The organism is Photobacterium sp. MCCC 1A19761, from assembly GCF_037389125.1.
Taxonomy (GTDB): domain Bacteria; phylum Pseudomonadota; class Gammaproteobacteria; order Enterobacterales; family Vibrionaceae; genus Photobacterium.
In genome coordinates, this window is record NZ_JAZGTF010000017.1 from 22556 (window position 1) to 48131 (window position 25576).

Sequence of the window (25576 nt, forward strand, 5' to 3'; positions counted from 1 at the left end):
CGATGGCAATCCTTCCTGTTATGAATACGGAACCAGTTGTATGATTGCATTCGTGCTTCGGAGTGGCAATCTTTTGTAAATTAAATCTTTTTGAGAGGTGCAGGCGATGGGATGCTGCGATTGCGGATCGAAAACCAACAAAAAACGGCGGGTGCATCCGGCGCTGTGGGTGGTGCTGATCCTGGCCGGGCTGGCCATATACTACTGGCAGTAGTGTCAGCGCGGGGCGTGAACAACAACGCCGCCCGGAGGCGGCGTTTTGTCGGTGTGATTAACCGGGAGGTGGATCAGGCCGCTTCTTGGGCCAGGACGGCAAACGCGTAATCCGCCGCTTCCAGCGTGGCGTCAATTTCTTTGTCGCCGTGCGCCAGTGAAGTAAAGCAGGCTTCATAAGCAGATGGTGCCAGGTAAACGCCTTTTTCCAGCATCAGGTTAAAGAAGCGCTTGAAGCGTTCGATGTCGCACTTGGTGACATCGCTGAAAGTGGTCACGCTTGGCTGGTCCGTAAAGAAGAAGCCGAACATCGCCCCGACCTGGTTGGTTTGCAGGGCAATACCGTGTTTCTCTGCCAGGGCCTTGAAGCCGTCCGCCAGACGCTTGGTGGTATTGGCCAGGCGCTTTTCGTTGCCTTCCTGAGTCAGCACGCTCAGACATGCATGGCCGGCTGCCATGGCAACCGGGTTGCCGGACAGGGTCCCTGCCTGGTATACCGGGCCGGTTGGCGCGACATATTCCATCACTTCACGACGGCCGCCAAAGGCACCGACCGGCATACCGCCGCCAATGACTTTACCCAGCGTGGTCAGATCCGGTTTGATGTTGTAGTAGCCTTGCGCGCCGCCTTCAGAGACACGGAAGCCGGTCATGACTTCATCCAGGATCAGCAGGGCGCCGAACTCATCACAGATCTCGCGCAGGCCTTCCAGGAAGCCCGGGACCGGTGGGATACAGTTCATGTTCCCGGCCACAGGTTCAACGATGATACAGGCGATGTCCTGCGGGTGGGCGGCAAAGGCTTCGCGCACAGAATCTAAATCGTTATAAGTGCAAGTCAGGGTGTGCTTGGCGAAATCTGCCGGAACCCCCGGAGAGCTTGGCTGACCCAGCGTCAGGGCGCCGGAGCCGGCTTTGACCAGCAGGCAGTCGGCGTGGCCGTGGTAACAGCCTTCGAACTTGACGATTTTGTCGCGGTTGGTAAAGCCGCGCGCCAGGCGGATGGCGCTCATGGTGGCTTCGGTCCCGGAGCTGACCATACGGACCATTTCCATCGATGGCACCAGTTTGGAGACCAGCTCAGCCATGATCACTTCCATTTCAGTCGGCGCGCCGAAGCTCAGGCCCTGCTGGGCCGCGCTGATCACGGCATCGCGGATCGCGACATGGTTGTGACCCAGGATCATCGGACCCCATGAGCCGACATAGTCGATATAGGCTTTGCCGTCAGCATCAAAGATGTAGGCACCGTCGGCGCGTTCAATAAATAGCGGGCTGCCGCCGACACCGGCAAAGGCGCGGACGGGAGAGTTCACACCGCCAGGAATCGTCTTTTGTGCTTGGGCAAATAGATCTGCTGACTTGCTCATTGTGCTGTCCTGTTTTCCATTGTGATCGGATTTGAATGCCCGGCATTGTACCTAATCTTCCGGGAACTTGGCGAATGAATTCCCGGATTGTGAGCCGCTAAGACGTTGGGCCGGATGCCAGTACAAATGGAAAGCTAGTTTGCAACATTGATGATGTGAAACTGTGACCGGCTCGGATATTCTTTTGCGATACGTTGATCCCTTCCTGCTGCCCTGTCCGGGCAACCTGTGCAACATAACGGCTGATTCATGACTGATAACACCCAAAGCGCTTCGGTGCCCGAACCCCTGCAGCCCAGCGGGCTGGTGCGGCGCTTTCTTGCGCGCGATAAAACCCCGGTTTCTGTGCTGTTTCTTTCTGCGTTGGTGGGGCTGGCTGCTGGCTTGATGGCGACTCTGTTTGAGATTGCCGTCCACTGGGTATCGGGCCAGCGCACGGCTTGGTTGCGGGATGTGCTCAGCAGTACTCTGCCGCTGTGGCTGGCAGCATTTTTGATCAGCGCCGCCTTGGCATGGGTCGGCTACTGGCTGGTGCAGCGGTTCGCGCCGGAGGCTGCCGGTTCGGGGATCCCTGAAATTGAAGGTGCGATGGATGATATTCGGCCGGTGCGCTGGTGGCGGGTGCTGCCGGTGAAGTTTATCGGCGGATTAGGGGCGCTGGGCTCGGGCATGGTGCTGGGCCGGGAAGGCCCGTCGGTGCAGATGGGGGGTAACCTTGGCCGGATGGTGGCCGATCTGTTCCGGCTCAAAGATCATGAAGGCCAGCATGCCCTGCTGGCCGCCGGGGCCGCCGGTGGATTGGCAGCGGCATTCAATGCTCCGCTGGCGGGGATCATGTTTGTGGTCGAAGAGATGCGGCCCCAGTTCCGCTACAGCCTGATCTCAATTAAATGCGTGCTGATCTCTGCCGTCGTGGCCAATATTGTGTTTCGCAGCCTCCAGGGACAGGCTGCGGTGATCACCATGCCGCAGTATGCCGCGCCGGAGCTGAATGCGTTGTGGCTGTTTTTACTGCTCGGCATGGCGTTCGGGATCTTCGGCGTGGTGTTCAATCGCCTGGTGACGCTGGCGCAGGACGGGTTTAACCGGCTCTACCGCGGGCGACGCGGCCGTCCTGTCGTGATTGGCAGCCTGCTGGGCGGTTGTTTTGGTCTGATGCTGCTGTATTTGCCGGAACTGACCGGGGGCGGGATTGCCCTGATCCCGAGTGCCACCCGGGGGGATTACAGCATGCACCTGTTGCTACTGCTGTTTCTCGGCCGGGTGGTGACCACCCTGTTGTGCTTTGGCTCGGGTGCGCCGGGAGGAATTTTTGCCCCGATGCTGGCGCTCGGGACCCTGTTCGGGACCGCGTTCGGCGTATTGGCCCAGCAGTGTTTTCCGGATTTGGCGCTGGAGCCGGGGATGTTTGCGATTGCCGGGATGGGGGCGCTGTTTGCCGCGACGGTACGGGCGCCGATCACCGGGATCCTGCTGGTGATAGAGATGACCAACAACTACCATTTGATCTTGCCGCTGATTATTACCACCTTAGGGGCGACCATGCTGGCCCAGGTGCTCGGGGGACGGCCGATCTACTCGCAACTACTGCACCGCAAGATGGCGCAGGAAAAAATCGCGCAAAGGGACGGGCACACGGTGGTCAATACTTGAACGCATCAGTCAGGTATTAGATAATCAGGTTAACTCCCGTATCTGTTTGAGAGGTTTTTAATGAGCGATGCCAATTTGCCGCTGAATTTTTCTGATGTTGCAGCGAATAAAGTCAAAGCGCTAATCGCCGAGGAAGAAAACCCGGAACTGAAACTGCGTGTGTACATCACAGGTGGCGGATGTAGCGGTTTCCAGTATGGCTTCACGTTCGATGAAAAAGTGAATGAAGGCGACACCACCATCGAGAACAGTGGTGTAACCCTGGTAGTCGACCCAATGAGCCTGCAGTACCTGATCGGCGGAACCGTCGATTACACTGAAGGTCTGGAAGGTTCGCGCTTTTTCATCGACAACCCGAATGCCACCACCACGTGTGGCTGCGGCGCGTCTTTCAGCGTGTAATGCTTTTCGGCATGTCGTGCTTTTCAGCCAGTCATGCCGGAGTCGTTTGTCATACCAAGGTACTGATGTCATACCGAGGCGCCAATCTAGTACCAAGGTTCCAATGTAGTACCAAGGTTCCAGTGTAGTACCAAGGTTCTTATGCAGTACCAAGGTGCCAGTGTCATACCAAGGTGCAATGCAGTACTAAGATATGGCGAGCCCGGCTCCGGCTGCGCTGGCGAACATAAAAAACCGTCCCCTTTACAGGTGACGGTTTTTTTTTGCGCGTCCTGCCGCAGTGCTTAACTACGGTTGGTGACCAGTGTGCTGTTATCGGCCAGGAACTGGCTGAACTGGGAGAGCTGTCCCAGCCGCTCGGCAGCAAACTTCTTAAATTGGGTGCGCTCGGCCCCTTTCAGCGACTGCGCTTCCGGCAGCTGGACAGTACGCGGGTTCTTGTGCACTCCGTTCACCAGAAACTCATAATGTAGGTGCGGGCCGGTGACGCGGCCGGTGCCGCCCAGGGTGCCGACGGTTTGTCCTTGCTTGACCCGCTCACCGGTTTTGACCTTGCGCTTGGTCATGTGCAGGTATTTGGTGATATAGGTCGAGCTGTGGCGAATGAACACGTAGTTGCCGTTAAACTTGTTATAGCCGGACTTCATGACCACGCCGTCCCCGGCGGCCCAAATTGGGGTGCCTACCGGCGCGACATAGTCGGTGCCCCGGTGCGCTTTCACTTTCCCGGTCACCGGGTGCAGGCGGCTCGGGTTGAAATTGGAGCTGACATAGCGGAAGTTGATCGGGGAGCGCAGGAAGGCTTTACGCATAGCACGGCCGTCGGCGTCGTAGTAGTTACCGTCTTTACTGCGTACGGCGGTAAAGGTTTCCCCCAGGTTGGTGAAGGTGGCGGCCAGGATGTTGCCGCGGCCGATCAGCTCGCCTTCGACAAACTGCTCTTCAAATAGTACCGAGAAGCTGTCGCCTTGACGGATATCCAGGGCAAAGTCGACGTCCCAGCCGAATATCCCGGCCAGCTCCATAATCTGGTTCGGGGTCAGGCCAGCCTGCTCGGCGGCATTCCAGAAACTGGACGTAATGATGGCCTGGGCGAAGTTGACCCGGATGTCGATGGCTTTGCTCTCGGTGCGGGAGTGGTAACTGTCTCCGGCTCGGGTGATCACCAGCGTCTCGGTCGCGTTTTTCGGCTGAAGGAGCTGAACCAATTGATTATTTTCATCAAAGCCGAATTTGAGAACGTCGCCGGGACGCAGGTGGGACAGGGTTTTGGTGCCTTCATCGGCATTGACGACCTGAAACAGGGCGCGGGGGGAGAGGCCGACCTGGTCGAACACGACGGCCAGGCTTTCACCGGATTTGACGGTGTGATTTTTCCACTTTAACTCCGGCACCACCGGCTTTTCATCTTCCGCCATCGGTCGGAGTTGGTTGGCGTTGACATCGATATCGAGCGGGTAAAGTTTGCCCACTTCAAACTTTCGCTCCGGATGGCCTTGGTGTTCTGTGCCCGGAACCAGGAGCAGCACGACCACCAGCGCGCTCAGCGCGGTGATCAGAATCTGGTGCATCCTTGGCAGACGGCGAAGTTTCGATACTAGCATGAATTGTTATTTTTTTACGAAAAGGGAAAAATAAGACAACAGCAAGTTTAACTGGTTTCAAAAAACATCTCTATTCAAGTAAGATGGTCAATTATCACTTTTTTGCCAATTCTGTGGGAGCGAACAAGAATGGCCAGCATTGAAAAAGCCCTAGCTGAGATCAAGCGCGGTGTCGATGAACTGATTCCGGAAGAAGAGCTGATTGCCAAGTTAAAAGAGAACCGTCCATTACGTATTAAACTGGGTGCTGACCCAACGGCTCCGGATATTCACCTTGGCCATACGGTGATTCTTAATAAGCTGCGTACATTTCAGGAGCTGGGCCACGATGTGACCTTCCTGATTGGTGATTTCACCGGGATGGTTGGTGATCCGACCGGGAAAAACACCACGCGCCCACCGCTGACTCGCGAAGACGTGCTGCGTAATGCAGAAACGTACAAAGAGCAGGTGTTTAAGATCCTGGATCCGGCAAAAACCAAGATTGAATTTAACTCGAGCTGGCTGTCTGACTTGGGCGCTGAAGGGATGATCCGCCTGGCGGCCAACCAGACGGTTGCGCGGATGCTGGAACGTGACGACTTCAAAAAGCGTTACAACGAAGGCCGTCCGATTGCGATTCACGAGTTTATGTATCCGCTGCTGCAGGGCTATGACTCGGTTGCGATGGAAACTGATGTTGAGCTGGGCGGGACCGACCAGAAATTCAACCTGTTGATGGGCCGTGAGCTGCAAAAAGCCAATGGTCAGAAGCCGCAGGTTGTGCTGACGCTGCCGCTGTTGGTAGGCCTGGACGGCGTGAAGAAAATGTCCAAGTCGGCGAACAACTACATCGGGATTGCGGAGTCACCAAGCGAAATGTTCGGTAAGATCATGTCGATTTCTGACGATCTGATGTGGAACTACTACGAGCTGCTGTCTTTCCGCCCGCTGGAAGAAATCGACCAGTTCAAAACTGATATTGCCAATGGGAAGAATCCGCGTGATATCAAGATCCTGCTGGCCAAAGAAATTATTGCCCGCTTCCACTCTGAGGCGGAGGCTGATGCCGCGGAGCAGGAATTCATCAACCGTTTCCAGAAAGGCGCGATGCCCGATGAGATGGCGGAGTTCGAATTCGAAGCCGGGATGGCCATTACGAACCTGCTGAAAGAAGCGGGTCTGGTGAACTCAACATCGGATGCGATGCGCATGATTCGTCAGGGCGCAGCCAAGATGGACGGCGATAAAATTGAAGATACCAAGCTGGTTCCGGCGGCAGGGACTGCCGTGTACCAGGTCGGTAAACGTAAATTTGCCCGGGTGACCCTGAAGTAATTCAGCCCATATCCCATCAAGCAATTTCAAAAGGCGCCCAGGCGCCTTTTTTCATGCCCGTAGTTCGGGGAAGCACAAAGGGCGTACTGTCTGGCGGCTAAGGGGCTTCCTTTGCCAGTCGCATCTTGATGGCTGCCGGATATTCCGGCCATGGAAAGTGTTGATAGAGATAGCTGGCGCTGTAGATCAGCTTGATGGTGTGATCGTCGCGACTAAGGCAACTCTGTGCATGCCACTGCTCCCACTCGAGTGTCGGTGGGGCGTGTTGGCTTACGGGGCGCTGGGCCGTGCGGGCAACGCACATAGCGGCAATATAGGCCTGCCAGTAATAGCGCAGGGCCAACTCGGGATCGTCGAGATAAGGTAAGAGCTGATGCAGGGCCTGAAAGCCGGTTACGCCGTGCAGCAGGACGAAATTGTCTGAAGCGAGGTAGGAGCGGATGGTGATCCGGGTAACCTGCTCGAACGTGAGGGCCGCAGGGATCGCCGCGAGCTGCTGATAGGCCGGGATGTGGCTTAGTTCGTTGACCCGATCGACGATGATCCCGGGCTGAAAGGTGTAGTTGGCAAATTGCTGCTGGGCGAGATGAAGTTGTTGTTCGGCATCGTATGCATCGGTTTGCTGCAGCGGGCCCAAGGCTTGATATTCACTGGCCCAGTACGCCAGCGCCAGTGCCACTTCTTCGTTATCTTGCAGGGCGGCCGCATAGCTCAGGCGGATCACGCCATGAAATGCGGCGGTGATCAGTCCCGGCAGGAGCTGCGCCAGCGCTTCACGCACGGTTGGCTCGAGCCCCCGCTGGCGGATTTGCCGGCGATAGCGGGATAAAAAGCGACCGAAATCGGCCGGGTTGCCCAGTCGTGGGGTTTGGGCATCTGCGTCGTTGACCGGGCGCAGCGGACTCAACTGCCCCGCATAGTGGTGGTAAAACGCGGTAAGTTGCTCATCTGACGCGCCCTGGTAGGCGAGCGCAGTAAGCGCCATCGGCAAATGGTTGGACAGGCCATTGCCGTAGACGGGATCGAACTGCTGTCCCTGGTGGATCAGGTGCAAGCAGGTCTTCGAGACGGGATGAAACATGGTTTTTCCTCGTTGGCAGCCCCCGAAGTTTCCGGGGACGTTGTGACAACAGCCGATCATGATTACAGGCGATAATCGTTGCGCTCGCTCGGATTTTCACTGAGATATTCAATAAACTCCCATTCAATCCCGTTGGGATCCCAAAAGTAGATCCGCTTGCGCCAGGGATGGTCTGTTGCGAGCTCATTTTCCTGATATCCCGCCGCCAGAAGCCGCGCTCTGACCCCGTCCACATCTTCGGTGACCAGGCCGATATGGTTGATGCCGCTGTCCCGGTAGGGGGCGCGATCAGTGTCGGTACGGTCCGTGACTCCCTGGAGTGCGAGATAACTGGTTTCGGTGCCGATATGGCACCACGGGTATGTATCGGTTTGTCCACGATGGCGCACTTGGAAAGCGGGCAGGGCGGTTTGCAGAAACGCGATGGTCTGGTCAATATCGGTCACGGTGAGATTGGCATGTTCGACGTAGGGGATCATGGTGCCTCCGGGTTATTAGTAATGTTTTTTGCTTACTAATAACCATAACTGTCATTTTTTATAAATAAAGTTTTTTGTTTATTTAAATTGAGTAAGGAAAAAGAAAACCGCCAAGGTTGGCGGTTTTGATGGCGTTGAATGCAACGCTGAGCAACGTTTTGCGAGTCAGATCAGTTTCGGGGCGCAAACGTCGGCAGGGATAAATGCCAGCGAATGGCGGCCAGTCGGATTGTCAGGGTCGTCGCGATCCCGGCCAGGGTGGCAATATTCACATCAGCGTTGAGTTGCAAGGCCGTGGTATGAACAATACCGCCCAGAATACAGGCCGTTGCATAGACTTCGGTACGCAGCACCATCGGGATTTCACGCGCCAGCACATCCCGGATCACCCCGCCGCCACAACCGGTCATCACGCCCATGATGACCGCAACCATCGGAGTCGCGCCAAAGCGCAGGGCTTTCTCGACGCCGATGGCAACAAACACCGCCAGACCGATGGCATCGGCAACCGGGAGGAAGTACCAGGGCATTTGCCGGGGCTTGCGGATGGCGATAATGGCCACCAGACAGGTGATGAAGATCACCCAGAGATAATTGGTATCGGTGATCCAGAATACCGGAGTGGCCCCCAGCGCCATATCACGGATGGTGCCGCCGCCAATGGCGGTCACGCTGGCCAGCACAACAATGCCGAACGGATCCATCCGCAACCGGCCCGCCAGTAACACGCCGGAAATGGCAAAAATGGCGGTGCCGAACATATCAAGAAGGTAGATAAGCATGTCTGTCCCTAAGCGCTGCGAAGTCAGAATAAAAATCGGCTGAGATTGTACGGCGAAATGTAAATGGTACAACTTACTGCGCGTGCTTTGTGACCTTATTCACAGGGAATTGCGTCGGCACGGGTCCGATGGCTACGGCTTGTCTTGCCGTACCTGCTCGAGATAGCGACAAACCTGCTCTACTGCCTGAATCGTGCGCGGGGTTGGCCGGTTAAGCCAGTCGGCTTCCAGGTTGTAAATATGCTGGTGATTAACTGCCGGGAGCTTGCCGTCCCACTTCTGCCACAGACCGGTTTGGGTACCGGCGTGGGGCGTGCCGAAAATCACTTCCGGCTGACGGACGACGACTTGCTCTTCGGAGACTTGCGGGTAGGCGGCTTTGCTGTCTGCAAAAATATTTTCGCCGCCGCAGTGGTTGAAGACCTGACTGGGCCAGTTGTTACCGGCCACGGTGATCATCGGGGACGCACTGAGCTGGTAGAAATAACGCACCGGCCGTTGCTGGCGATAGCGGGCATCCAGCTGTTGCAGCTTTTCCCTGAACGTAGCGGCGGCCTGGTGGGCTTGCGTGGGCACGGCGGCATATTGACCGAGCGTTTCGAGAGTCTGCGGAATGTCTTCCAGCGCTTTGGGATTGGAGTAAAAGACGTTCAGTCCCAACTGCTCCAGCTTGGCCATTTCGCGGGGCGGATTGCCCCCTTGCCAGGCCAGAATTAAATCCGGCTTCAGGGCAATAATGCGCTCGAGTTTGATCCCCCGGTAATTGGCAACGCGCTCGAGGGATTTGGCTGCTTCCGGATAGTCGCTGTAGTCACTGGCGGCGACCAGCTTGTCACCCAGCCCGGCGGCATACGCCAGCTCGGTGGTGTGCGGCGAGAGGCTGATCACCCGCTCGACGGGCGCGGCCAACAGGCTGGTCGGCAACAGTAGCAAGAGATTAACAATCAGGCGCACGATCAGGCGACTCCTTGCATGAGAATGAGCAGACTGCTCTGAATGATGACCCAGGCAATCAGCCGGCGGTTTACCATCAGGTTGATTTGACTCAGGTGCAGGGCTGCCGGAGCGATGGGGCCACCGAGGCGCGGGCGCTCTATTTTCCGGCTGTTATAGATAGCCGGGCCACCCAGGGACAGCGAGAGCTTATGGCCGGTGGCGGCCAGCAGCCAGCCGGGGCCGGGCAATAGCCAGTTTTCTCCTTGCTGGCGGATCCCCTGCAGGGCGGTTTTGCCGTTATGACCGATACAGATCAACAGGGCAAACAGGCGCAGCGGAATAATATCGAGCACCGCCAGAATCCGCACGGCCGGTAAACCAAAGGTGTGGTACTCGGCGCGGCTGGGCGACCAGGTGCGCGCCAGACTGACTGCCAGGCGGTACATCAGGGCCCCGATCCCGCCGGTGAGGGCGAACCAGAACAGCACCCCGGCGACCAGGCGGCCATAGGCCATCAGCTGGGTTTCTGCCCCGGCCTTGCCCAGACCGAGCAGTGAGAGGTTGCGGGTTTCGCGATTGAGCGGTGATTCGAGTAACTGCCGGCAATAGGCTTTGTCTTCGCGGCTGTAGGCGCGGATAAAACGCTTGCTAAATTTCAGGGTGTTGCGCCAATCCAGTGCCAGCCACAACAGGATCAGCTGATAGATACTTTCAATCCACACCAGCTGATCCACGGCGATCAGCAGGACCAGCACGGTGAGCCACATCAGCAGCCAAGCCAGGCTGCCGGCGAGCAGTTGTTGCTGGCGGGATTCATCCGGATGGTTGACCCGCTCGGCAATTCGCTGCGCGATCAACGGCCAGAATTGCAATGGATGCAGCGCCCCCGGGATCGGGAGCAGCCATTGCATCACCAGGGCGCCCCACAAGACCAGCAGGGCGTGATGGGTATTCAGAACCGCCAGCAGCTCGTTCATTACTGATTCAGCAGCTCCACCATCTTGCTGACCATGGCTGATGAGCTTTTCGCGGCCAGCGGCAGGAACTCTTCGAAGCTCATTGGTGATTCTTTGTCGGCGACATCAGAAATGGCACGCACCACGACAAACGGTACGTCGAACTGGTGACAGGCCTGGGCAATGGCCGCGGCTTCCATTTCAACCGCCACCACGCTTGGGAAGTGATCACGAATGAAGGTTTGTTTCTCGGTAGAGCAAACGAAGGCATCCCCGGTGCAGATCAGGCCGCGGACTGCGTGCGTGTCGCCCAGCGCAGCAAGTGCCTGCTCGGCAACATCCATCAGTTTGGCGTCTGAGATGAACGCGGCTGGCTGTTGCGCCATCTGACCGATTTCGTAACCAAAGGCTGTCACATCGGCATCGTGGTAGCGTACTTCAGTCGAGATCACTACATCACCGACATTCAGGGTGCGGTCGAAGCCACCGGCTGAGCCGGTATTGAGGACGACATCCGGCTGGAAGATTTCAAGCAGCACCGCGGTCCCTACAGCAGCAGCGACTTTACCAATGCCTGATTGCAGCAAGACGACGTCGGCACCGTTCAGGGTTCCGGTATAGAAAGTACAGCCCGCTTTGGTGTGGGTTTCGCAGTGGGTCAGTTGTGCTTTCAGGATGGCGACTTCTTGTTCCATCGCACCAATAATGCCGATCTTCATGGATTCGTTCTCATCTAAGTCAATTGAAGCTCCCGGACGGGAGTCAGAATGGGCAAATTGTACCAAATAAAAAACGGGAATGGCACTGACGGCCATTCCCGCTGTCGTTCAGCGCGGCGGGTTAAACGTCGAGGTAATCGAGGATCCCTTCCGCAGCCTTACGGCCTTCGTCGATGGCCGTGACCACCAGATCCGAGCCTCGGACGGCGTCGCCGCCAGCGAAGATTTTGGCATTGCTGGTCTGGAAGGCAAATGCGCCTGCCTGTGGCGCCTTGATCCGTCCCCACTGATCCAGTTCAACATCATGGGCGGCCAGCCACGGCATAGCGTGAGGCTGGAAACCAAAGGCCATGATCACCGCATCGGCCGACAGCACATGCTCGCTGCCTTCGACCGGCTCCGGACGGCGTCGTCCGGCATCATCGGGCTCACCGAGGGCGGTTTTCACCACTCTGACGCCGCTGACCCGGCCGTGCTCGTTCAGCTCAATGCCAAGCGGCTGGAGGTTGAACATGAACTTCACGCCTTCTTCGCGGGCATTTTTGACTTCCCGCTTGGAGCCCGGCATGTTGGCCTCGTCCCGGCGATAGGCACAGATCACGTTTTTCGCGCCCTGACGGATCGAGGTGCGGACACAGTCCATGGCGGTATCACCGCCGCCGAGGACCACGACTTTTTGATTGCGCATGTCGATAAATTCAGGGCTGTCCTCCAGTTCCATCACCCGATAGGTATTGGAGATCAGAAACGGCAGCGCATCGTAGACGCCCGGGGCATCTTCGTTGGCCAGACCCGCACGCATGTTTTTGTAGGTGCCGACGCCGAGGAAGACCGCATCATACTCTTCAAGCAACTGGGCCATCTCGATATCTTTGCCGACTTCGGTATTGAGGCGGAACTCAACGCCCATGTCGGTGAAGATCCTGCGGCGGTTGATCATCACCTCTTTTTCCAGCTTGAACGACGGGATGCCAAAGGTCAGCAGGCCGCCGATTTCCGGGTAGCGGTCAAACACCACGGGTTTGACGCCGTTGCGGACCAGGATGTCGGCACAGGAAAGGCCCGCCGGTCCGGCACCGATGATGGCGACTTTCTTGTCGGTCCATTCGACGGCAGACATATCCGGCTTCCAGCCCATCTCGAACGCCTTGTCGGTAATGTATTTCTCGACATTACCGATGGTGACGGCGCCAAAATCCTCATTAAGGGTACAGGCCCCTTCACACAGCCGATCCTGCGGGCAGACCCGGCCGCAGACTTCCGGCAGGGTGTTGGTTTGGTGCGACAGCTCCACGGCTTCAATGATCCGGCCTTCATTGGCCAGTTTCAGCCACTGCGGAATGTAGTTGTGGACCGGGCACTTCCATTCGCAGTACGGATTGCCGCAACCGAGGCAGCGGTCGGCCTGAGCTCCGGCCTGCTGCTGGGTAAACGGCTCGTAGATTTCGACAAATTCAATCTTACGAATGTTGAGCGGTTTTTTCGCCGGATCCACACGCGCGACATCAATGAACTGGTAAATGTTCTGGCTCATACGGCTTCCCTCCTTATTGAGCTTGAACGCGCAGCTCTGCGGCAGAGCGGCTTTGGTGACCCAAGAGGGTATTTACGTCGGCAGACTTCGGCTTGGCCAGGTAGAACCGTGGGATCCACTGGTCAAAATCGGCCAGGATTTCCTGTGCCCGGCTCGATCCGGTTTCTTCTAGATGGCTGGCGATCAGCCCGCGCAGGTGCTCCTGGTGGATCTTGAGTCCGTCCAGCGGCAGCGCCTCAATCAGCTCCGGGTTGACCCGACCGGCAAAGTCGCCGTTTTCATCCAGAATATAGGCAAAGCCACCGGTCATCCCGGCACCGAAGTTGACCCCGGTTTTGCCGAGGATGGCCACGATCCCGCCGGTCATATATTCACAGGCATTGTCCCCTGCGCCTTCGACCACTGCGATGGTGCCCGAGTTACGCACCGCAAACCGCTCTCCGGCGGTGCCGGCAGCGAAGAATTTCCCGCCGGTTGCACCATACAGACAGGTGTTGCCGACAATGGTGGCCTGATTGGATTTGAAGGCCGAGCCGACGGGCGGACGGATGCTGATTTTCCCGCCGGTCATGCCTTTCCCGACGTAGTCATTGGCATCCCCGGTCAGCAGCAGATTCAGGCCGCCGGCATTCCAGACCCCGAACGACTGACCGGCGGTGCCGGACAGGTGGATATTGATCGGCTGGCCGGCCATGCCCTGATTGCCGTAGCGCAGGGCAATTTCGCCGGACAAGCGGGCACCAATCGAACGGTCGGTGTTGCGGATCTCAAAGTAGAGATCGGCGCCGCTGCGGCTTTCAATCGCGGGGAGCGCGGCTTCAAGCAGGGCATTGCTGAGTTCAGCCTGATCAAACGGGGTATTCGGCTCGCTGCAATAGAGCGTTTTCCCTGCAACCGGCGTCGGCGCATGCAGCAGACCGTCGAGCACCAGCTTGCTTTGCTTGGCGGTATGACCTTCCAGCACGGTCAGCAGATCGGTCCGGCCGATCAGGTCGGTCAGCTTCTCCACGCCCAATTGGGCCAGCAGCTCCCGCACTTCCTGGCCGAGGCCGATGAAGTAGTTCATTACCTGCTCCGGCAGGCCTTTGAAGAAGTCGCGGCGCAGCTTCTCATCCTGAGTGGCCACCCCGGTGGCGCAGTTGTTGAGGTGACAGATCCGTAGGTATTTACAGCCCAGAGCGACCATCGGCGCGGTGCCGAAACCGAAGCTTTCCGCCCCCAGGATCGCCGCTTTGACTACATCCAATCCGGTTTTCAGACCGCCGTCGACCTGCAGGCGGATCTTATGGCGCAGGCCGTTGGCGACCAGCGCCTGCTGGGTTTCTGCCAGACCCAGCTCCCACGGACTGCCGGCATATTTGACCGAGGTCAGCGGGCTGGCCCCGGTGCCGCCGTCGTAGCCGGAAATGGTGATCAGATCGGCGTAGGCTTTGGCGACCCCGGTGGCAATGGTGCCGACCCCGGGCTCGGAAACCAGCTTGACCGAAATCATGGCTTTCGGGTTGACCTGCTTGAGATCGAAGATCAACTGGGCCAGATCTTCAATCGAGTAGATGTCGTGGTGCGGCGGTGGTGAAATCAATGTCACGCCCGGCACCGCATAACGTAGCTTGGCAATCTCCGTGGTCACTTTGTGGCCCGGCAGCTGACCGCCCTCACCGGGCTTGGCACCCTGAGCCACTTTGATCTGCAGCACATCGGCATTGACCAGATAGTGCGGGGTGACCCCGAAGCGGCCGGAGGCGACCTGTTTGATCCGCGAGTTGCGCTCGGTGTTGAACCGGCGCGGATCTTCACCGCCTTCACCGGAGTTGGAGAAACCGCCGAGACGGTTCATGGCAATGGCCAGTGCTTCGTGCGCTTCCGGACTCAGGGCGCCGATGGACATCGCCGCGGAATCAAAGCGCTGATACAGCTCGGTGGCTGCTTCCACGCAGTCGATATCCAGCGGATTGTCTGAAGTTTTGAGCTGAAGCAGGTCGCGGATCGCCGCAACCGGACGCTCGTTAACCTCTTTGGCAAAGGCCAGATAATCCTGATAGTTCCCGGTTTTGACCGCTTTTTGCAAAGTGCCGACAACATCCGGGTTGTAGGCGTGGAATTCCCCGCCATGGACGTACTTGAGCAGGCCGCCGTTTTCGATCGGCTTGCGCTTGAGCCAGGCTCGCCGGGACAGGTTGAACAGGTCCTGCTGGAAGTCGCCAAAGTCGGCACCGGCGATGCGGCTTGAGACGCCACGAAAACAGAGATCCACCACGTCTTTGCTCAGGCCGACGGCTTCAAACAGGGTTGAGCAGCGGTAAGAGGCAATGGTGGAGATCCCCATTTTTGACATGATCTTGTACAGCCCTTTGTTCATCCCGTCGCGGTAGTTCACCATGACTTCGCGGTACGGTTTGCTGATAGCGCCGCTGTCGACCAGCTTGCCCAGCGACTCATAGGCCAGGTACGGGTAGATGGCCGTCGCACCGAAGCCGAGCAACACCGCAAACTGGTGCGGATCGCGGGCCGTGGCGGTTTCGGCAACGATGTTGGCGTCACAGCGCAGATTGGCCTCGACCAGTCGGGTCTGGACCGCACCGACGGCCATGGCGGCCGGGATCGGCAGCTTGTCCGGATTGATCCCGCGGTCGGAAAGTACCACCAGTACGGTGCCGCTCTCGACCAGGCGCTGGGCCTGATCGCAGACATCGACAATCGCCTGCTTGAGATCTTTCTCGCGCGGATCGTAGTTAATGTCGATGATGCTGTTGCGGTAGTACTGGTTGTCCAGCTCCAGCAACTGCACCAGATCGGAATACAGCAGGATCGGCGATTTGAACGCCACGCGGTGGGCGTGGCCGTCGGTTTCGCAAAAGACGTTCATTTCCCGGCCGATACAGGTTGCCAGCGACATTACGTGTTTTTCCCGCAGCGGGTCAATCGGCGGGTTGGTGACCTGAGCAAACATCTGGCGGAAGTAGTCGGTCACCGAGCGCTCTTTGGAGGACAGCACCGCCATCGGGGCGTCATCGCCCATGGAGCCGGTCGCTTCCTGGCCGTTTTCACCGACCACGCGCAGCACTTGGTCCAGCTCTTCGTTGCTGATCCCGAACAGTTTCTGGTAGGTGTTGAGTTCCTGATCGTCCAGCGAGCGGCTGCCGACCTGATCGTCGCCCAGCTCTTCGAACGGCACCAGGCGTTTGACATGGCTGTCCATCCACTCCTTGTACGGGTGGCGGCCCATGAGATCATTATCAATATCGGCAGAATGCCAGATCTTGCCGAACTTGGTGTCGATCACCAGCAATTCGCCTGGTCCGACGCGGCCTTTCTCGGCCACTTCATCCGGGGCGTAGTCCCAGATCCCGACTTCCGACGCCAGGGTGATCAGCTTGTCTTTGGTGATCACATAGCGCGCCGGGCGCAGGCCGTTGCGATCGAGGTTACAGGCGGCGTAACGGCCGTCGGACATTACGATCCCCGCCGGGCCGTCCCATGGCTCCATGTGCATGGTGTTGAAATCGTAGAAGGCACGCAGGGCCGGATCCATATCCGGGTGGTTCTGCCAGGCCGGCGGCACCAGCATCCGCATGGCGCGGAACAGATCCATCCCGCCGGACAGGAACAGCTCCAGCATGTTATCTAAGCTCGACGAGTCGGAGCCGGTTTCGTTGACGAACGGCGCTGCGTTTTGCAGATCCGGCAGCAGCGGGGAGGAGAACTTATACGCCCGCGCCCGCGCCCACTGGCGGTTCCCGGCGATGGTGTTGATTTCCCCGTTGTGCGCCAGATAGCGGAACGGTTGGGCCAGCGGCCAGCGTGGCTGGGTGTTGGTGGAAAACCGCTGGTGGAACAAACAAATGGAAGATTCCAGACGAATATCGCCCAGATCCCGGTAAAACTTCGGCAGGTCGGCCGGCATACACAGGCCTTTATAGACGGTGACCTGAGTCGACAGACTACAGATATAAAAATCCGGATCGCTGTCGATGCGTTTTTCAATCCGGCGACGGGCCATATAGAGGCGGCGATCGACATCGCGAGGCTTCCAGCCTGCCGGGGCGTTGACAAACACCTGCTCGATTTGCGGCAGGGATTCGGTGGCGATCGGGCCCAGCACGGCCGGGTTGACCGGGACTTCGCGCCAGCTGACGATCGACAGGGTTTCTTTGGCCAGCTCTTCGTTGACGATAGTCCGGGCCTGCTCGGCCTTGACTGGATCCTGACTGAGGAAAATCATCCCGACGGCATATTCACGGGCCAGCTTCCAGCCCGCTTCTTCAGCGACGGTGCGAAAGTAACTGTCCGGCTTTTTCATCAGTAAGCCACAGCCGTCACCGGTTTTGCCGTCCGCGGCAATCCCGCCACGGTGGGTCATACGATCCAATGCGGATATGGCTGTTCGGACGAGTTTATGGCTGGTTTCGCCTTCAATATGGGCGATTAAACCAAAGCCACAGTTATCCTTTTCCAGCGTTGGGTCATACAGTGTCATTGCAACTCTCCCTTGCTTCTGCCCGCTCCGGGCAGTCTTACTGCATATTTATGGCGATCTCCCTGATCGCCATCTGTGCTTCCAGCATCCTTTGAAGTTAACGATATTTTACAAAAAGGTCAAATTCATATCACAGGAGCAGTAAAATCTCGTATCTATGAGTAAGTCGTGATGTAACATATTGGAATACATTTGTTTTTACTTTTTCTGCAACAATAAATTCACATTTTAGTGCGGGGAAAACGGGCTGGGAACTGTCTGAAAAGTTAGAACTTTCTTGCTCACGTTCGGGGGCAATAGGTGGGCTATACCAAATAAGGATTCACCAGGTTCAGGCAAAGCCTGCTCGGGAATCCTGATGCATTCGGTAACAAAAAGCCGGCTCATGAGAGCCGGCTTGGTTTTCAGGATAATACTGAATGGAATCAGGCTTCAGACAGCATAAGTGAATCGGATTTGGCCTCCAGATTGGAATTACCCATCAGGAAAGCATCGATTTCACGGGCACATTCACGGCCTTCGTTGATACAACGGACCACCAGAGACTGACCGGTCCGCATATCCCCGGCAGCAAACACGCCCTTCTGGTTGGTGGCAAAGCCTTGGGTGGCGACATTACCGCGCTCATCCAAGGCAATATCCAGTTGCGCCAGCACGCCGTTCGGCTCCGGATGCAAAAAGCCCATCGCCAGGAATGCCAGATCGCATGGAATGATCCGCTCCGAGCCCGGGACTTCCTCAAAGCCCGGCCGTTCACCCGGCTTGGCTTCGAGCCACTGGATATCGGCAATGCGCAGCGCCTTGAGGTTGCCCGCTTCATCACCGATAAATTCCTTAGTCAGAATATTCCAGTGCCGCTCACAGCCTTCCTCGTGGGAGGTCGACGTGCGCAGGATCATCGGATAGGCCGGCCACGGCTGATTGGCCGGGCGATGCTCTGGCGGCATCGGCATGATTTCGACTTGGGTGATACTGGCCGCGCCATGACGGTTCGAGGTGCCGACGCAGTCCGAGCCGGTATCCCCGCCGCCGATCACCACTACATGCTTGTCTTTGGCATGGATTTCTTCGGTTTTCAGATCCATGTTGTTGGCGCGGCGGTTGTTCTGAGCCAGGAACTCCATGGCATAGTGGGCGCCTTTGAGCTCGCGGCCCGGGATCGGCAGATCCCGAGGAACCGTGGAGCCGCCGGTCAGCAGCACCACATCAAACTCCTGGCGCAGCTGCTGGGCATTGATGTCGACCCCGATATGGGCGTTGACTTCAAATTTGATCCCGGCCTCAGCCATTAGGTTGATTTTGCGGTCAATGATATCCATACCAAGCTTGAAATCCGGGATCCCGAACCGCAGCAGACCACCGACTTTTTCATCGCGCTCAAACACGGTCACGCTGTGACCGGCGCTGTTGAGCTGCTCTGCCGCTGCCAGGCCGGACGGACCGCTGCCGATAATGGCGACGGTCTTGCCGGTGCGTTTTCTCGGTGTTTTCGGTTTGGCGTACCCTTCGCGGTACGCCGTTTCGACAATGGTTCTCTCGATGTTACAGATGGTGATCGGATCCTGGTTGATGCCGAGCACACAGCTGCTCTCACACGGCGCCGGACACACCCGACCGGTAAACTCCGGGAAGTTATTGGTCGAGCTTAGGATATGCCAGGCTTCTTCCCAGCTGTCGCGATAGACCGCATCATTAAACTCCGGAATGATGTTGCCGATCGGACAACCGTTGTGGCAGAACGGTACCCCGCAATCCATGCAGCGCGACGCCTGCGTGTTGATTTTGTCCCCGAACTCGTTGTTGAGGACAAACTCCTTGTTGTCCTGAATCCGGACGCTCGGATCCACTTTCTTTGGCAACTCACGGCCAAATTCTAAAAATCCAGTCGGCTTACCCATCGACGGCCTCCAATACTTCCTTGTTCTCTGCTTCTGCTTTGCGCTGCTGTAGGACGGCTTTGTAGTCCCGCGGCATTACCTTGACCATCCGGGCCAGGTTCCCCTCGAAGTTATCGAGGAAAGTTTGAGCCACTGTACTGCCGGTATAGTCGATATGTTTGGTCAGCATCTCGCGCAGCAGGATCTTGTCTTCGTCTTCAATCGGATCGAGATCGACCAGCTCTGGATTGAGCTTGGTTGCAAAGTCTTCGAACTGATCCCAGACGTAGGCGACACCACCGCTCATCCCGGCGGCAAAGTTGCGTCCGGTCTGGCCGAGGATCACCGCGATCCCGCCGGTCATGTACTCACAGCCATGATCGCCAACCCCTTCGACCACCACCTTGGCGCCGGAGTTACGAACGCAGAAGCGCTCACCGGCCATGCCGCGGATATAGGACTCCCCGGAGGTCGCGCCGTAGAAGCAGACGTTCCCGACCACGATGTTGTCTTCCGGAATGATGTCGGTCCGGCGGTCCGGGTAGAGCGCCAGGGTGCCGCCGGACAGGCCTTTACCCCAGTAGTCGTTGGCATCCCCTTCCACTTCAAAGGCCACGCCTTTGGCGAGGAACGCCCCGAAGCTCTGGCCGGCGGAGCCGTTGAACTTGACCTTCATCGGCTGTGGTAAGCCTTGGTCTTTGTAAATCTTGGAGATTTCGTTCGACAGCATGGTCCCGGTACTGCGGTCGGTATTGATGATGTCAAACGTGGCTTCCACCGCCTTGCCTTCATACAGGGCTGGCGCTGCCGTTTCAATCAGGCGGCGATCCAGGATGGTCTCCAGCGCGTGGTCTTGCTCACGTTGCTGATAGACGCCGTCTTCTTCCCGGGCAGGCTCGATGTGCAGCACCGGGCTGAGATCCAGATTCTGGTACTTCCAGTGGCCGATGTTGTCGCGGATCTTCAGTTTCTGGGACTGGCCGACCATCTCATCAATGGTGCGGAAGCCCAGTTCTGCCATGATTTCACGCAGACCTTGCGCCATGTAGTGGAAGAAGGTCACGACATCTTCCACCCGGCCGTCGAAACGCTCGCGCAGCGTCTTGTTCTGGGTCGCAATCCCGACCGGACAGGTGTTCTTGTGACACTTACGCATCATGATACAACCTTCCACCACCAGGGCGGCGGTCGCGATGCCCCATTCCTCGGCACCGAGCAGGGTCGCCACGGCGAGGTCGCGCGGAGTCTTCATCTGGCCGTCCGACTGGACCACGATGCGGTTGCGCAGGCCGTTTTTCAGCAGGGTCTGGTGGGTTTCGGCCAGGCCCAGTTCCCAAGGCAGACCGGTATGACGGATCGAGGACATCGGAGAGGCCCCGGTGCCGCCGTCGAACCCGGCGATCAGCACCACGTCTGCTTTGGCCTTGGCCACACCGGAGGCAATGGTGCCGACCCCGGCTTCCGAGACCAGCTTGACGTTCACCCGACCGGCGCGGTTGGCGTTTTTCAAGTCAAAGATCAACTGCGCCAGATCCTCGATCGAGTAAATATCGTGGTGCGGCGGTGGCGAGATCAGACCGACGCCCGGGGTAGAGTGACGGGTTGCGCCAATCCAGTCATCGACTTTATCGCCCGGCAGCTGACCGCCTTCGCCCGGCTTAGCCCCCTGAGCCATTTTGATTTGCAGCTCATCGGCGTTGGTCAGGTAATAGGAGGTCACGCCGAAACGGCCGGAAGCGACCTGTTTGATCGCCGAGCGCTCCCAGTCACCGTTGGCTTTTTTCTCGAAGCGGGTCGGATCTTCGCCGCCTTCGCCGGAATTCGACTTGGCACCGATTCGGTTCATCGCCACAGCCAGGGTGGAGTGGGCTTCGTACGAGATCGAGCCGAAACTCATTGCCCCGGTAGCAAAGCGTTTGAGGATGTTCTCGACCGGCTCGACGTCATCGAGCGGGATGGCCCCGGCCGGATTTTTGATAAAGTCCAGCTGGCTGCGCAGCGTCGCGGCATCATCGCCCTGATCGTCTACCGCTTTGGCGTATTGCTTAAACTGGCCGTAGTCCTTGTTGCGGGTCGACTGTTGCAGCAACGAAATGGTTTCCGGGTTGAACAGGTGCTTCTCGCCACGCTGTTTCCACTGGTACACCCCGCCGACATCCAGCATCTGGATCGGGATTTCACGGGTCGGGTAGCCGACCCGGTGACGGATCAGCACTTCTTTGGCGATGTCGTCAATGGTCAGGCCTTCGATGCGCGACACGGTGCCGGTGAAGTATTTGTCGACCACCGATTTGCTGATCCCCAGCGCTTCGAAAATCTGTGCGCCGTGGTAGGACTGCAGGGTGGAGATCCCCATCTTGGAGAAAATCTTCAGCAGGCCGCCGTTGATCCCTTTGCGATAGTTGTTGAACAACTCATCGACTGACAGCGCCGGATCCAGCTTGCGGGTGCGCTGCAGATCAACCAGGGTTTCGGTCACCAGGTACGGGTTGACGGCATTGGCACCGTAGCCGACCAACGTCGCAAAGTGGTGGGTCTCGCGGGCATCCCCGGTTTCGACCACGATGTCACACTTGGCGCGCAGGCCTTTGCGGATCAGATGGTGGTGCACCGCGCCGACCGCCAGCATCGCCGGAATGGCCGCATGGTTGGAATTCACCGCGCGGTCGGTCAGGATGATGATCGAATAGCCGTCGATCACCGCATCTTCCGAATACTGGCAAATCCGCTTCAGGGCACGTTCAAGTTTACCGGGCTCGCCGCTGGCGCGGAACACGATATCCAGCGTCTTGGCCTGCAGGTGCTCGTTATCGATCGCGCGCAGTTTTTCCAGTTCGGCATTGCTCAGCACCGGTGATTCCAGCTCAACTTTCTGGCAGTGCTCCGGCGTTTCGCTCAGCAGGTTCTGATCTTTGCCGAGGTAGGTATTGAGCGACATCACCATCCGCTCACGGATCGGGTCGATCGGCGGGTTGGTGACCTGGGCAAACAGTTGCTTGAAGTAGTTCGACAGATGCTGCGACTGGTGCGACAGCACAGCCAGCGGCCAGTCGGCCCCCATGGCGCTGAGCGGCTCATAGCCGGTTTTGGCCAGCGGCACGAGGATATCATTGACTTCTTCCGAGCTGATCCCGAAGGCTTGCTGGTGGTGCAGCAGACGCTCCGGCGTCGGCTGATGATGCATGTTGTCAGCATCCGGTAGCGATTTCAGGCTCAGCAGGTTGTCCTGCACCCATTGCTCGTACGGCTGGGCGGAGGCAATGGTGTCTTTGACTTCTTCATCAGAGATGATGCGGCCCTGCTCCAGGTCGGCCACGAAGATCCGGCCCGGTTGCAGGCGACCGCGGAACTGGATGTTCTCCGGCGCGATCTCCACCACGCCGGATTCGGACGCCATGATCAGGAAGTCGTCTTTGGTCACGGTATAGCGTGACGGGCGCAGGCCGTTGCGATCCAGGGTCGCGCCGACCTGGACACCATCGGTAAAGCAGACCGAGGCCGGGCCGTCCCATGGCTCCATCAGGTTGGCGTGGTACTGGTAGAACGCCCGGCGCTTGGGATCCAGATTTTTGTTTTCCTGCCACGCTTCCGGGATCAGCATCATCAGTGCGTGTGGCAGGCTGCGGCCGGAGAGCACCAGCAGTTCCAGCGCCATGTCAAAGTTGGCGGAATCGGAACTGCCTTCCTGACAGATCGGCAGCAGCATGTCGATTTCCTGCTGGGTAAACAGGTCCGATTCGAGGATCGCCTCGCGGGCTTTCATCCAGTTCAGGTTGCCGCGCACAGTGTTGATTTCACCGTTGTGGGCGATGTAACGGAAAGGCTGTGCCAGGCGCCATTTCGGGAAGGTATTGGTTGAAAAGCGGGAGTGAACCAGCGCCAGGGCCGTCACCATCGCCGGGTTCTGCAGATCAAGGAAGTACTGCGGGACTTGCTCGGTAGTGAGCTGACCCTTGTAGACAAGCGTCTTGTAAGACAGCGAGTTGATGTAGAAGTCGTCGCCGATGTTGGCAATGCTTTCGAGGCAGACCCGCACGGTGTAGTTTCGCAGCACGTACAGCTTGCGCTCCAGTGCTGCAGGTTCTAGCCCGGGGCCACCGGTGACAAACACGTGTTCGAACTGCGGTTCGGTGCTGAGCGGATCGGCACCGATCATGGAATTGTCGACCGGCAGCACCCGGTAGCCGATAATTTCCAGGTCCAGGCGCTTGGCGTTGCGCTCGAGAATATCGCGGCATTGCTGGCGTTTGTATTCGTCTTTCGGAAACAGGACGACACCCACCCCGTACTGGTCAAAGGCCGGCAGGCGGATCCCGAGCTTGACGGTTTCCTCCAGCAGGAATTCATGGGGCTTTTGCAGCAAAATACCGGCACCGTCACCGCTGCACGGATCACATCCCTGGCCACCCCGGTGTTCCATTCGGGCCAGCATCTCCAGCGCCTGGGTGACAATCTGATGGGATTTGCGGTTTTTGAGATGGGCGACAAAGCCGATACCACAGGCATCGTGCTCGAGTTCAGGCACGTACAGTCCCTGAGCCTTCTGCGCTTGATCTGTCATAGATACTTCCTTCCAGTTTCAACAGGCCTCAATCCAGAAGCCCGAGTTATCCCTAATCTGTGTTGTGACATTGCTGGGGATAAAAGGACGGCTTGTCCTGCCCGGGCAATGTGTGTTTGCTGTGGGATGATGTTTCAAATCAATAGCAAACTTAATGCTGTAGCACCTCTGTCCTGGTTAGCAAAAGTGCTACGGCTGCACTGGTGATGTGACAGAAATCACTAAAAAGTAGGGTGATTTCGTCATTTTTATTGTTCATAAATTGCGCACAGCTGTAACTATCCTACATTTTTGATTGATTAATTACCAACAATTATTGAAGGGCTGTCTGCATAAAATTGCCGGGGTGGTGAATGGGTAGCGATTGTAATCGGTTGTTTATTCGATAATGCCTCTCATTTTGAATATTGCCGATAAAACCCCCAAGTGGAGCAGTCATTTATGCCGGTAAATTTGTTGCAGTAGGGTTTCATTTTGTTGTTTTTTAATTACACGCCCTTTGAATGCTACAGTGAAATGCTGCCAGTAGTTCTTTTTATTGCTTTGGCGCGATGCTTTTATTGTTTTGGCACAAATTTCCGGCTGTTTTTTGGTGCTAACCTGCGCGGCTCTCATTTATGACTCGGGGAATGCCATGCAACTGCATGAACTCGTCAATACGTTCGGGCAGGATTTACAGCGCCGATACGGGGAAAAGGTCCATAAGCTGACGTTGCACGGCGGATTCAGTTGTCCGAACCGGGACGGCACGATTGGGCGGGGCGGCTGTACCTTTTGTAACGTTGCGTCCTTTGCCGATGAGCAGGCCAGGTTCCTGCCGATCCGTGAGCAGCTCAGGGCGCGGGCGGGGGAAGTGCACCGGGCGAATCGCTACCTGGCGTATTTTCAGGCCTATACCAGTACCTATGCCGAAGTGCAGGCCTTGAAAGCGATGTATGAGGAGGCGCTAACGGCGGCGGATATCGTCGGCCTGTGCGTCGGGACCCGGCCGGACTGCGTGCCGCCGGCTGTACTGGCGCTCTTGGCCGAGTATCAGCGCCAGGGCTATGAAATTTGGCTTGAACTGGGGCTGCAAACGGCCCACGACCACACCCTGAAGCGCATCAATCGTGGTCACGATTTTGCCTGCTACGCCCGGGTTGCCGAGCAGGCACGGGCGCTGGGGCTGAAGGTCTGTACCCATTTGATTGTCGGGCTGCCGGGGGAAGGCGAGGCCGAGTGTCTGGAGACATTGCGCCGGGTGGTGGCGGCCGGCGTTGATGGCATCAAGTTGCATCCGCTACATATTGTCAGCGGCAGCACGATGGCCAAGGCCTGGCAAGCCGGCCGGATGAGTGAGATCAGCCTGGCGGACTACGTCGACATTGCGTGTGCAATGATCCGCAATACCCCGGCGAATGTGGTGTATCACCGGGTGTCGGCCAATGCCCGCAAACCGACCTTGCTGGCACCGGACTGGTGTGAGAATCGCTGGCTGGCGATGACGGAAATCAGTCGGCAGCTGACCCGGGACGGGGCACAAGGCAGCGCGCTGGACCAACCATTTATTGCCCGGTCAGCGCTATAGCAGCTGTACAAAATATGTTAGATTACCGACTCATTTTTTCGCCACGAT

General features: G+C 57.7%; 16 protein-coding genes. 4 read left to right on the forward strand and 12 right to left on the reverse strand.

Annotation, left to right across the window (positions count from 1 at the left end; translation table 11 throughout):
- Positions 1-287: 287 nt before the first annotated feature.
- Positions 288-1583 (reverse strand): glutamate-1-semialdehyde 2,1-aminomutase, encoded by a 1296-nt coding sequence (gene hemL / locus VV869_RS15800; protein ID WP_337735885.1) that lies wholly within the window; start codon positions 1581-1583, stop codon positions 288-290.
- A gap of 249 nt (positions 1584-1832) precedes the next feature.
- Here hemL and clcA point away from each other — a divergent pair, with 249 nt between their 5' ends.
- Positions 1833-3236 (forward strand): H(+)/Cl(-) exchange transporter ClcA, encoded by a 1404-nt coding sequence (gene clcA, locus VV869_RS15805; RefSeq protein WP_337735886.1) that lies wholly within the window; start codon positions 1833-1835, stop codon positions 3234-3236.
- Between the two features lie 60 nt (positions 3237-3296).
- Entirely contained in the window at positions 3297-3638 is a 342-nt protein-coding gene (gene erpA, locus VV869_RS15810; RefSeq protein ID WP_261600936.1) for an iron-sulfur cluster insertion protein ErpA, read from the forward strand.
- Positions 3639-3922: 284 nt separating this feature from the next.
- Here the strand turns inward: erpA and VV869_RS15815 are convergent, their stop codons facing one another.
- Entirely contained in the window at positions 3923-5242 is a 1320-nt protein-coding gene (locus tag VV869_RS15815) for a peptidoglycan DD-metalloendopeptidase family protein (RefSeq protein ID WP_337735887.1), read from the reverse strand.
- A 129-nt stretch (positions 5243-5371) separates the two neighbouring features.
- On the opposite strand from VV869_RS15815, the gene tyrS reads away from it, so the two are divergent.
- On the forward strand, positions 5372-6559 hold the full coding sequence (gene tyrS / locus VV869_RS15820) for a tyrosine--tRNA ligase (protein WP_337735888.1): 1188 nt from the start codon (positions 5372-5374) through the stop codon (positions 6557-6559).
- A gap of 97 nt (positions 6560-6656) precedes the next feature.
- Here the strand turns inward: tyrS and VV869_RS15825 are convergent, their stop codons facing one another.
- The 10 genes from VV869_RS15825 to gltB (VV869_RS15870) all read right to left on the reverse strand — a co-directional run bounded on the left by VV869_RS15825 (position 6657) and on the right by gltB (VV869_RS15870) (position 23961).
- Entirely contained in the window at positions 6657-7640 is a 984-nt protein-coding gene (locus tag VV869_RS15825) for a questin oxidase family protein (RefSeq protein ID WP_337735889.1), read from the reverse strand.
- Between the two features lie 62 nt (positions 7641-7702).
- Complete coding sequence (locus VV869_RS15830; protein ID WP_261600933.1) at positions 7703-8119, reverse strand: VOC family protein; 417 nt, start codon at positions 8117-8119, stop codon at positions 7703-7705.
- 170 nt (positions 8120-8289) lie between these two features.
- Entirely contained in the window at positions 8290-8901 is a 612-nt protein-coding gene (locus tag VV869_RS15835) for a TRIC cation channel family protein (RefSeq protein ID WP_337735890.1), read from the reverse strand.
- 132 nt (positions 8902-9033) lie between these two features.
- The gene (btuF, locus tag VV869_RS15840) at positions 9034-9855 is read right to left on the reverse strand and encodes a vitamin B12 ABC transporter substrate-binding protein BtuF (protein WP_443147329.1); all 822 of its coding nucleotides are present in this window, start codon (positions 9853-9855) and stop codon (positions 9034-9036) included.
- A gap of 2 nt (positions 9856-9857) precedes the next feature.
- Positions 9858-10814: a cobalamin biosynthesis family protein gene (locus tag VV869_RS15845; protein WP_337735891.1), complete on the reverse strand. Its 957-nt coding sequence runs from the start codon at positions 10812-10814 to the stop codon at positions 9858-9860.
- Positions 10814-11512, reverse strand: a complete 699-nt coding sequence (gene mtnN, locus VV869_RS15850; RefSeq protein WP_337735892.1) for a 5'-methylthioadenosine/S-adenosylhomocysteine nucleosidase — start codon at positions 11510-11512, stop codon at positions 10814-10816. The genes VV869_RS15845 and mtnN overlap by 1 nt, the downstream gene beginning before the upstream one ends.
- Positions 11513-11633: 121 nt before the next feature.
- Positions 11634-13046 carry an FAD-dependent oxidoreductase gene (locus tag VV869_RS15855; RefSeq protein ID WP_337735893.1) on the reverse strand — a complete coding sequence of 471 codons (1413 nt, stop codon included), beginning with the start codon at positions 13044-13046 and terminating at the stop codon, positions 11634-11636.
- A 13-nt stretch (positions 13047-13059) separates the two neighbouring features.
- On the reverse strand, positions 13060-17523 hold the full coding sequence (gltB, locus tag VV869_RS15860; protein WP_337735894.1) for a glutamate synthase large subunit: 4464 nt from the start codon (positions 17521-17523) through the stop codon (positions 13060-13062).
- Positions 17524-17948: 425 nt separating this feature from the next.
- The gene (locus VV869_RS15865) at positions 17949-19421 is read right to left on the reverse strand and encodes a glutamate synthase subunit beta (protein WP_337735895.1); all 1473 of its coding nucleotides are present in this window, start codon (positions 19419-19421) and stop codon (positions 17949-17951) included.
- Complete coding sequence (gene gltB / locus VV869_RS15870) at positions 19414-23961, reverse strand: glutamate synthase large subunit (RefSeq protein ID WP_337735896.1); 4548 nt, start codon at positions 23959-23961, stop codon at positions 19414-19416. Before gltB (VV869_RS15870) ends, VV869_RS15865 begins: the two co-directional genes overlap by 8 nt.
- Positions 23962-24595: 634 nt before the next feature.
- Here gltB (VV869_RS15870) and VV869_RS15875 point away from each other — a divergent pair.
- Positions 24596-25528 carry a TIGR01212 family radical SAM protein gene (locus VV869_RS15875; RefSeq protein WP_337735897.1) on the forward strand — a complete coding sequence of 311 codons (933 nt, stop codon included), beginning with the start codon at positions 24596-24598 and terminating at the stop codon, positions 25526-25528.
- Positions 25529-25576: the final 48 nt, after the last annotated feature.

Excerpts from the sequence above, each read along its gene's own strand:
- hemL (WP_337735885.1), bottom strand. The coding sequence starts at position 1,583 with ATGAGCAAGTCAGCAGATCTATTTGCCCAAGCACAAAAGACGATTCCT.
- clcA (WP_337735886.1), top strand. The coding sequence starts at position 1,833 with ATGACTGATAACACCCAAAGCGCTTCGGTGCCCGAACCCCTGCAGCCC.
- erpA (WP_261600936.1), top strand. The coding sequence starts at position 3,297 with ATGAGCGATGCCAATTTGCCGCTGAATTTTTCTGATGTTGCAGCGAAT.
- VV869_RS15815 (WP_337735887.1), bottom strand. The coding sequence starts at position 5,242 with ATGCTAGTATCGAAACTTCGCCGTCTGCCAAGGATGCACCAGATTCTG.
- tyrS (WP_337735888.1), top strand. The coding sequence starts at position 5,372 with ATGGCCAGCATTGAAAAAGCCCTAGCTGAGATCAAGCGCGGTGTCGAT.
- VV869_RS15825 (WP_337735889.1), bottom strand. The coding sequence starts at position 7,640 with ATGTTTCATCCCGTCTCGAAGACCTGCTTGCACCTGATCCACCAGGGA.
- VV869_RS15830 (WP_261600933.1), bottom strand. The coding sequence starts at position 8,119 with ATGATCCCCTACGTCGAACATGCCAATCTCACCGTGACCGATATTGAC.
- VV869_RS15835 (WP_337735890.1), bottom strand. The coding sequence starts at position 8,901 with ATGCTTATCTACCTTCTTGATATGTTCGGCACCGCCATTTTTGCCATT.
- VV869_RS15845 (WP_337735891.1), bottom strand. The coding sequence starts at position 10,814 with ATGAACGAGCTGCTGGCGGTTCTGAATACCCATCACGCCCTGCTGGTC.
- mtnN (WP_337735892.1), bottom strand. The coding sequence starts at position 11,512 with ATGAAGATCGGCATTATTGGTGCGATGGAACAAGAAGTCGCCATCCTG.
- VV869_RS15855 (WP_337735893.1), bottom strand. The coding sequence starts at position 13,046 with ATGAGCCAGAACATTTACCAGTTCATTGATGTCGCGCGTGTGGATCCG.
- gltB (WP_337735894.1), bottom strand. The coding sequence starts at position 17,523 with ATGACACTGTATGACCCAACGCTGGAAAAGGATAACTGTGGCTTTGGT.
- VV869_RS15865 (WP_337735895.1), bottom strand. The coding sequence starts at position 19,421 with ATGGGTAAGCCGACTGGATTTTTAGAATTTGGCCGTGAGTTGCCAAAG.
- gltB (WP_337735896.1), bottom strand. The coding sequence starts at position 23,961 with ATGACAGATCAAGCGCAGAAGGCTCAGGGACTGTACGTGCCTGAACTC.
- VV869_RS15875 (WP_337735897.1), top strand. The coding sequence starts at position 24,596 with ATGCAACTGCATGAACTCGTCAATACGTTCGGGCAGGATTTACAGCGC.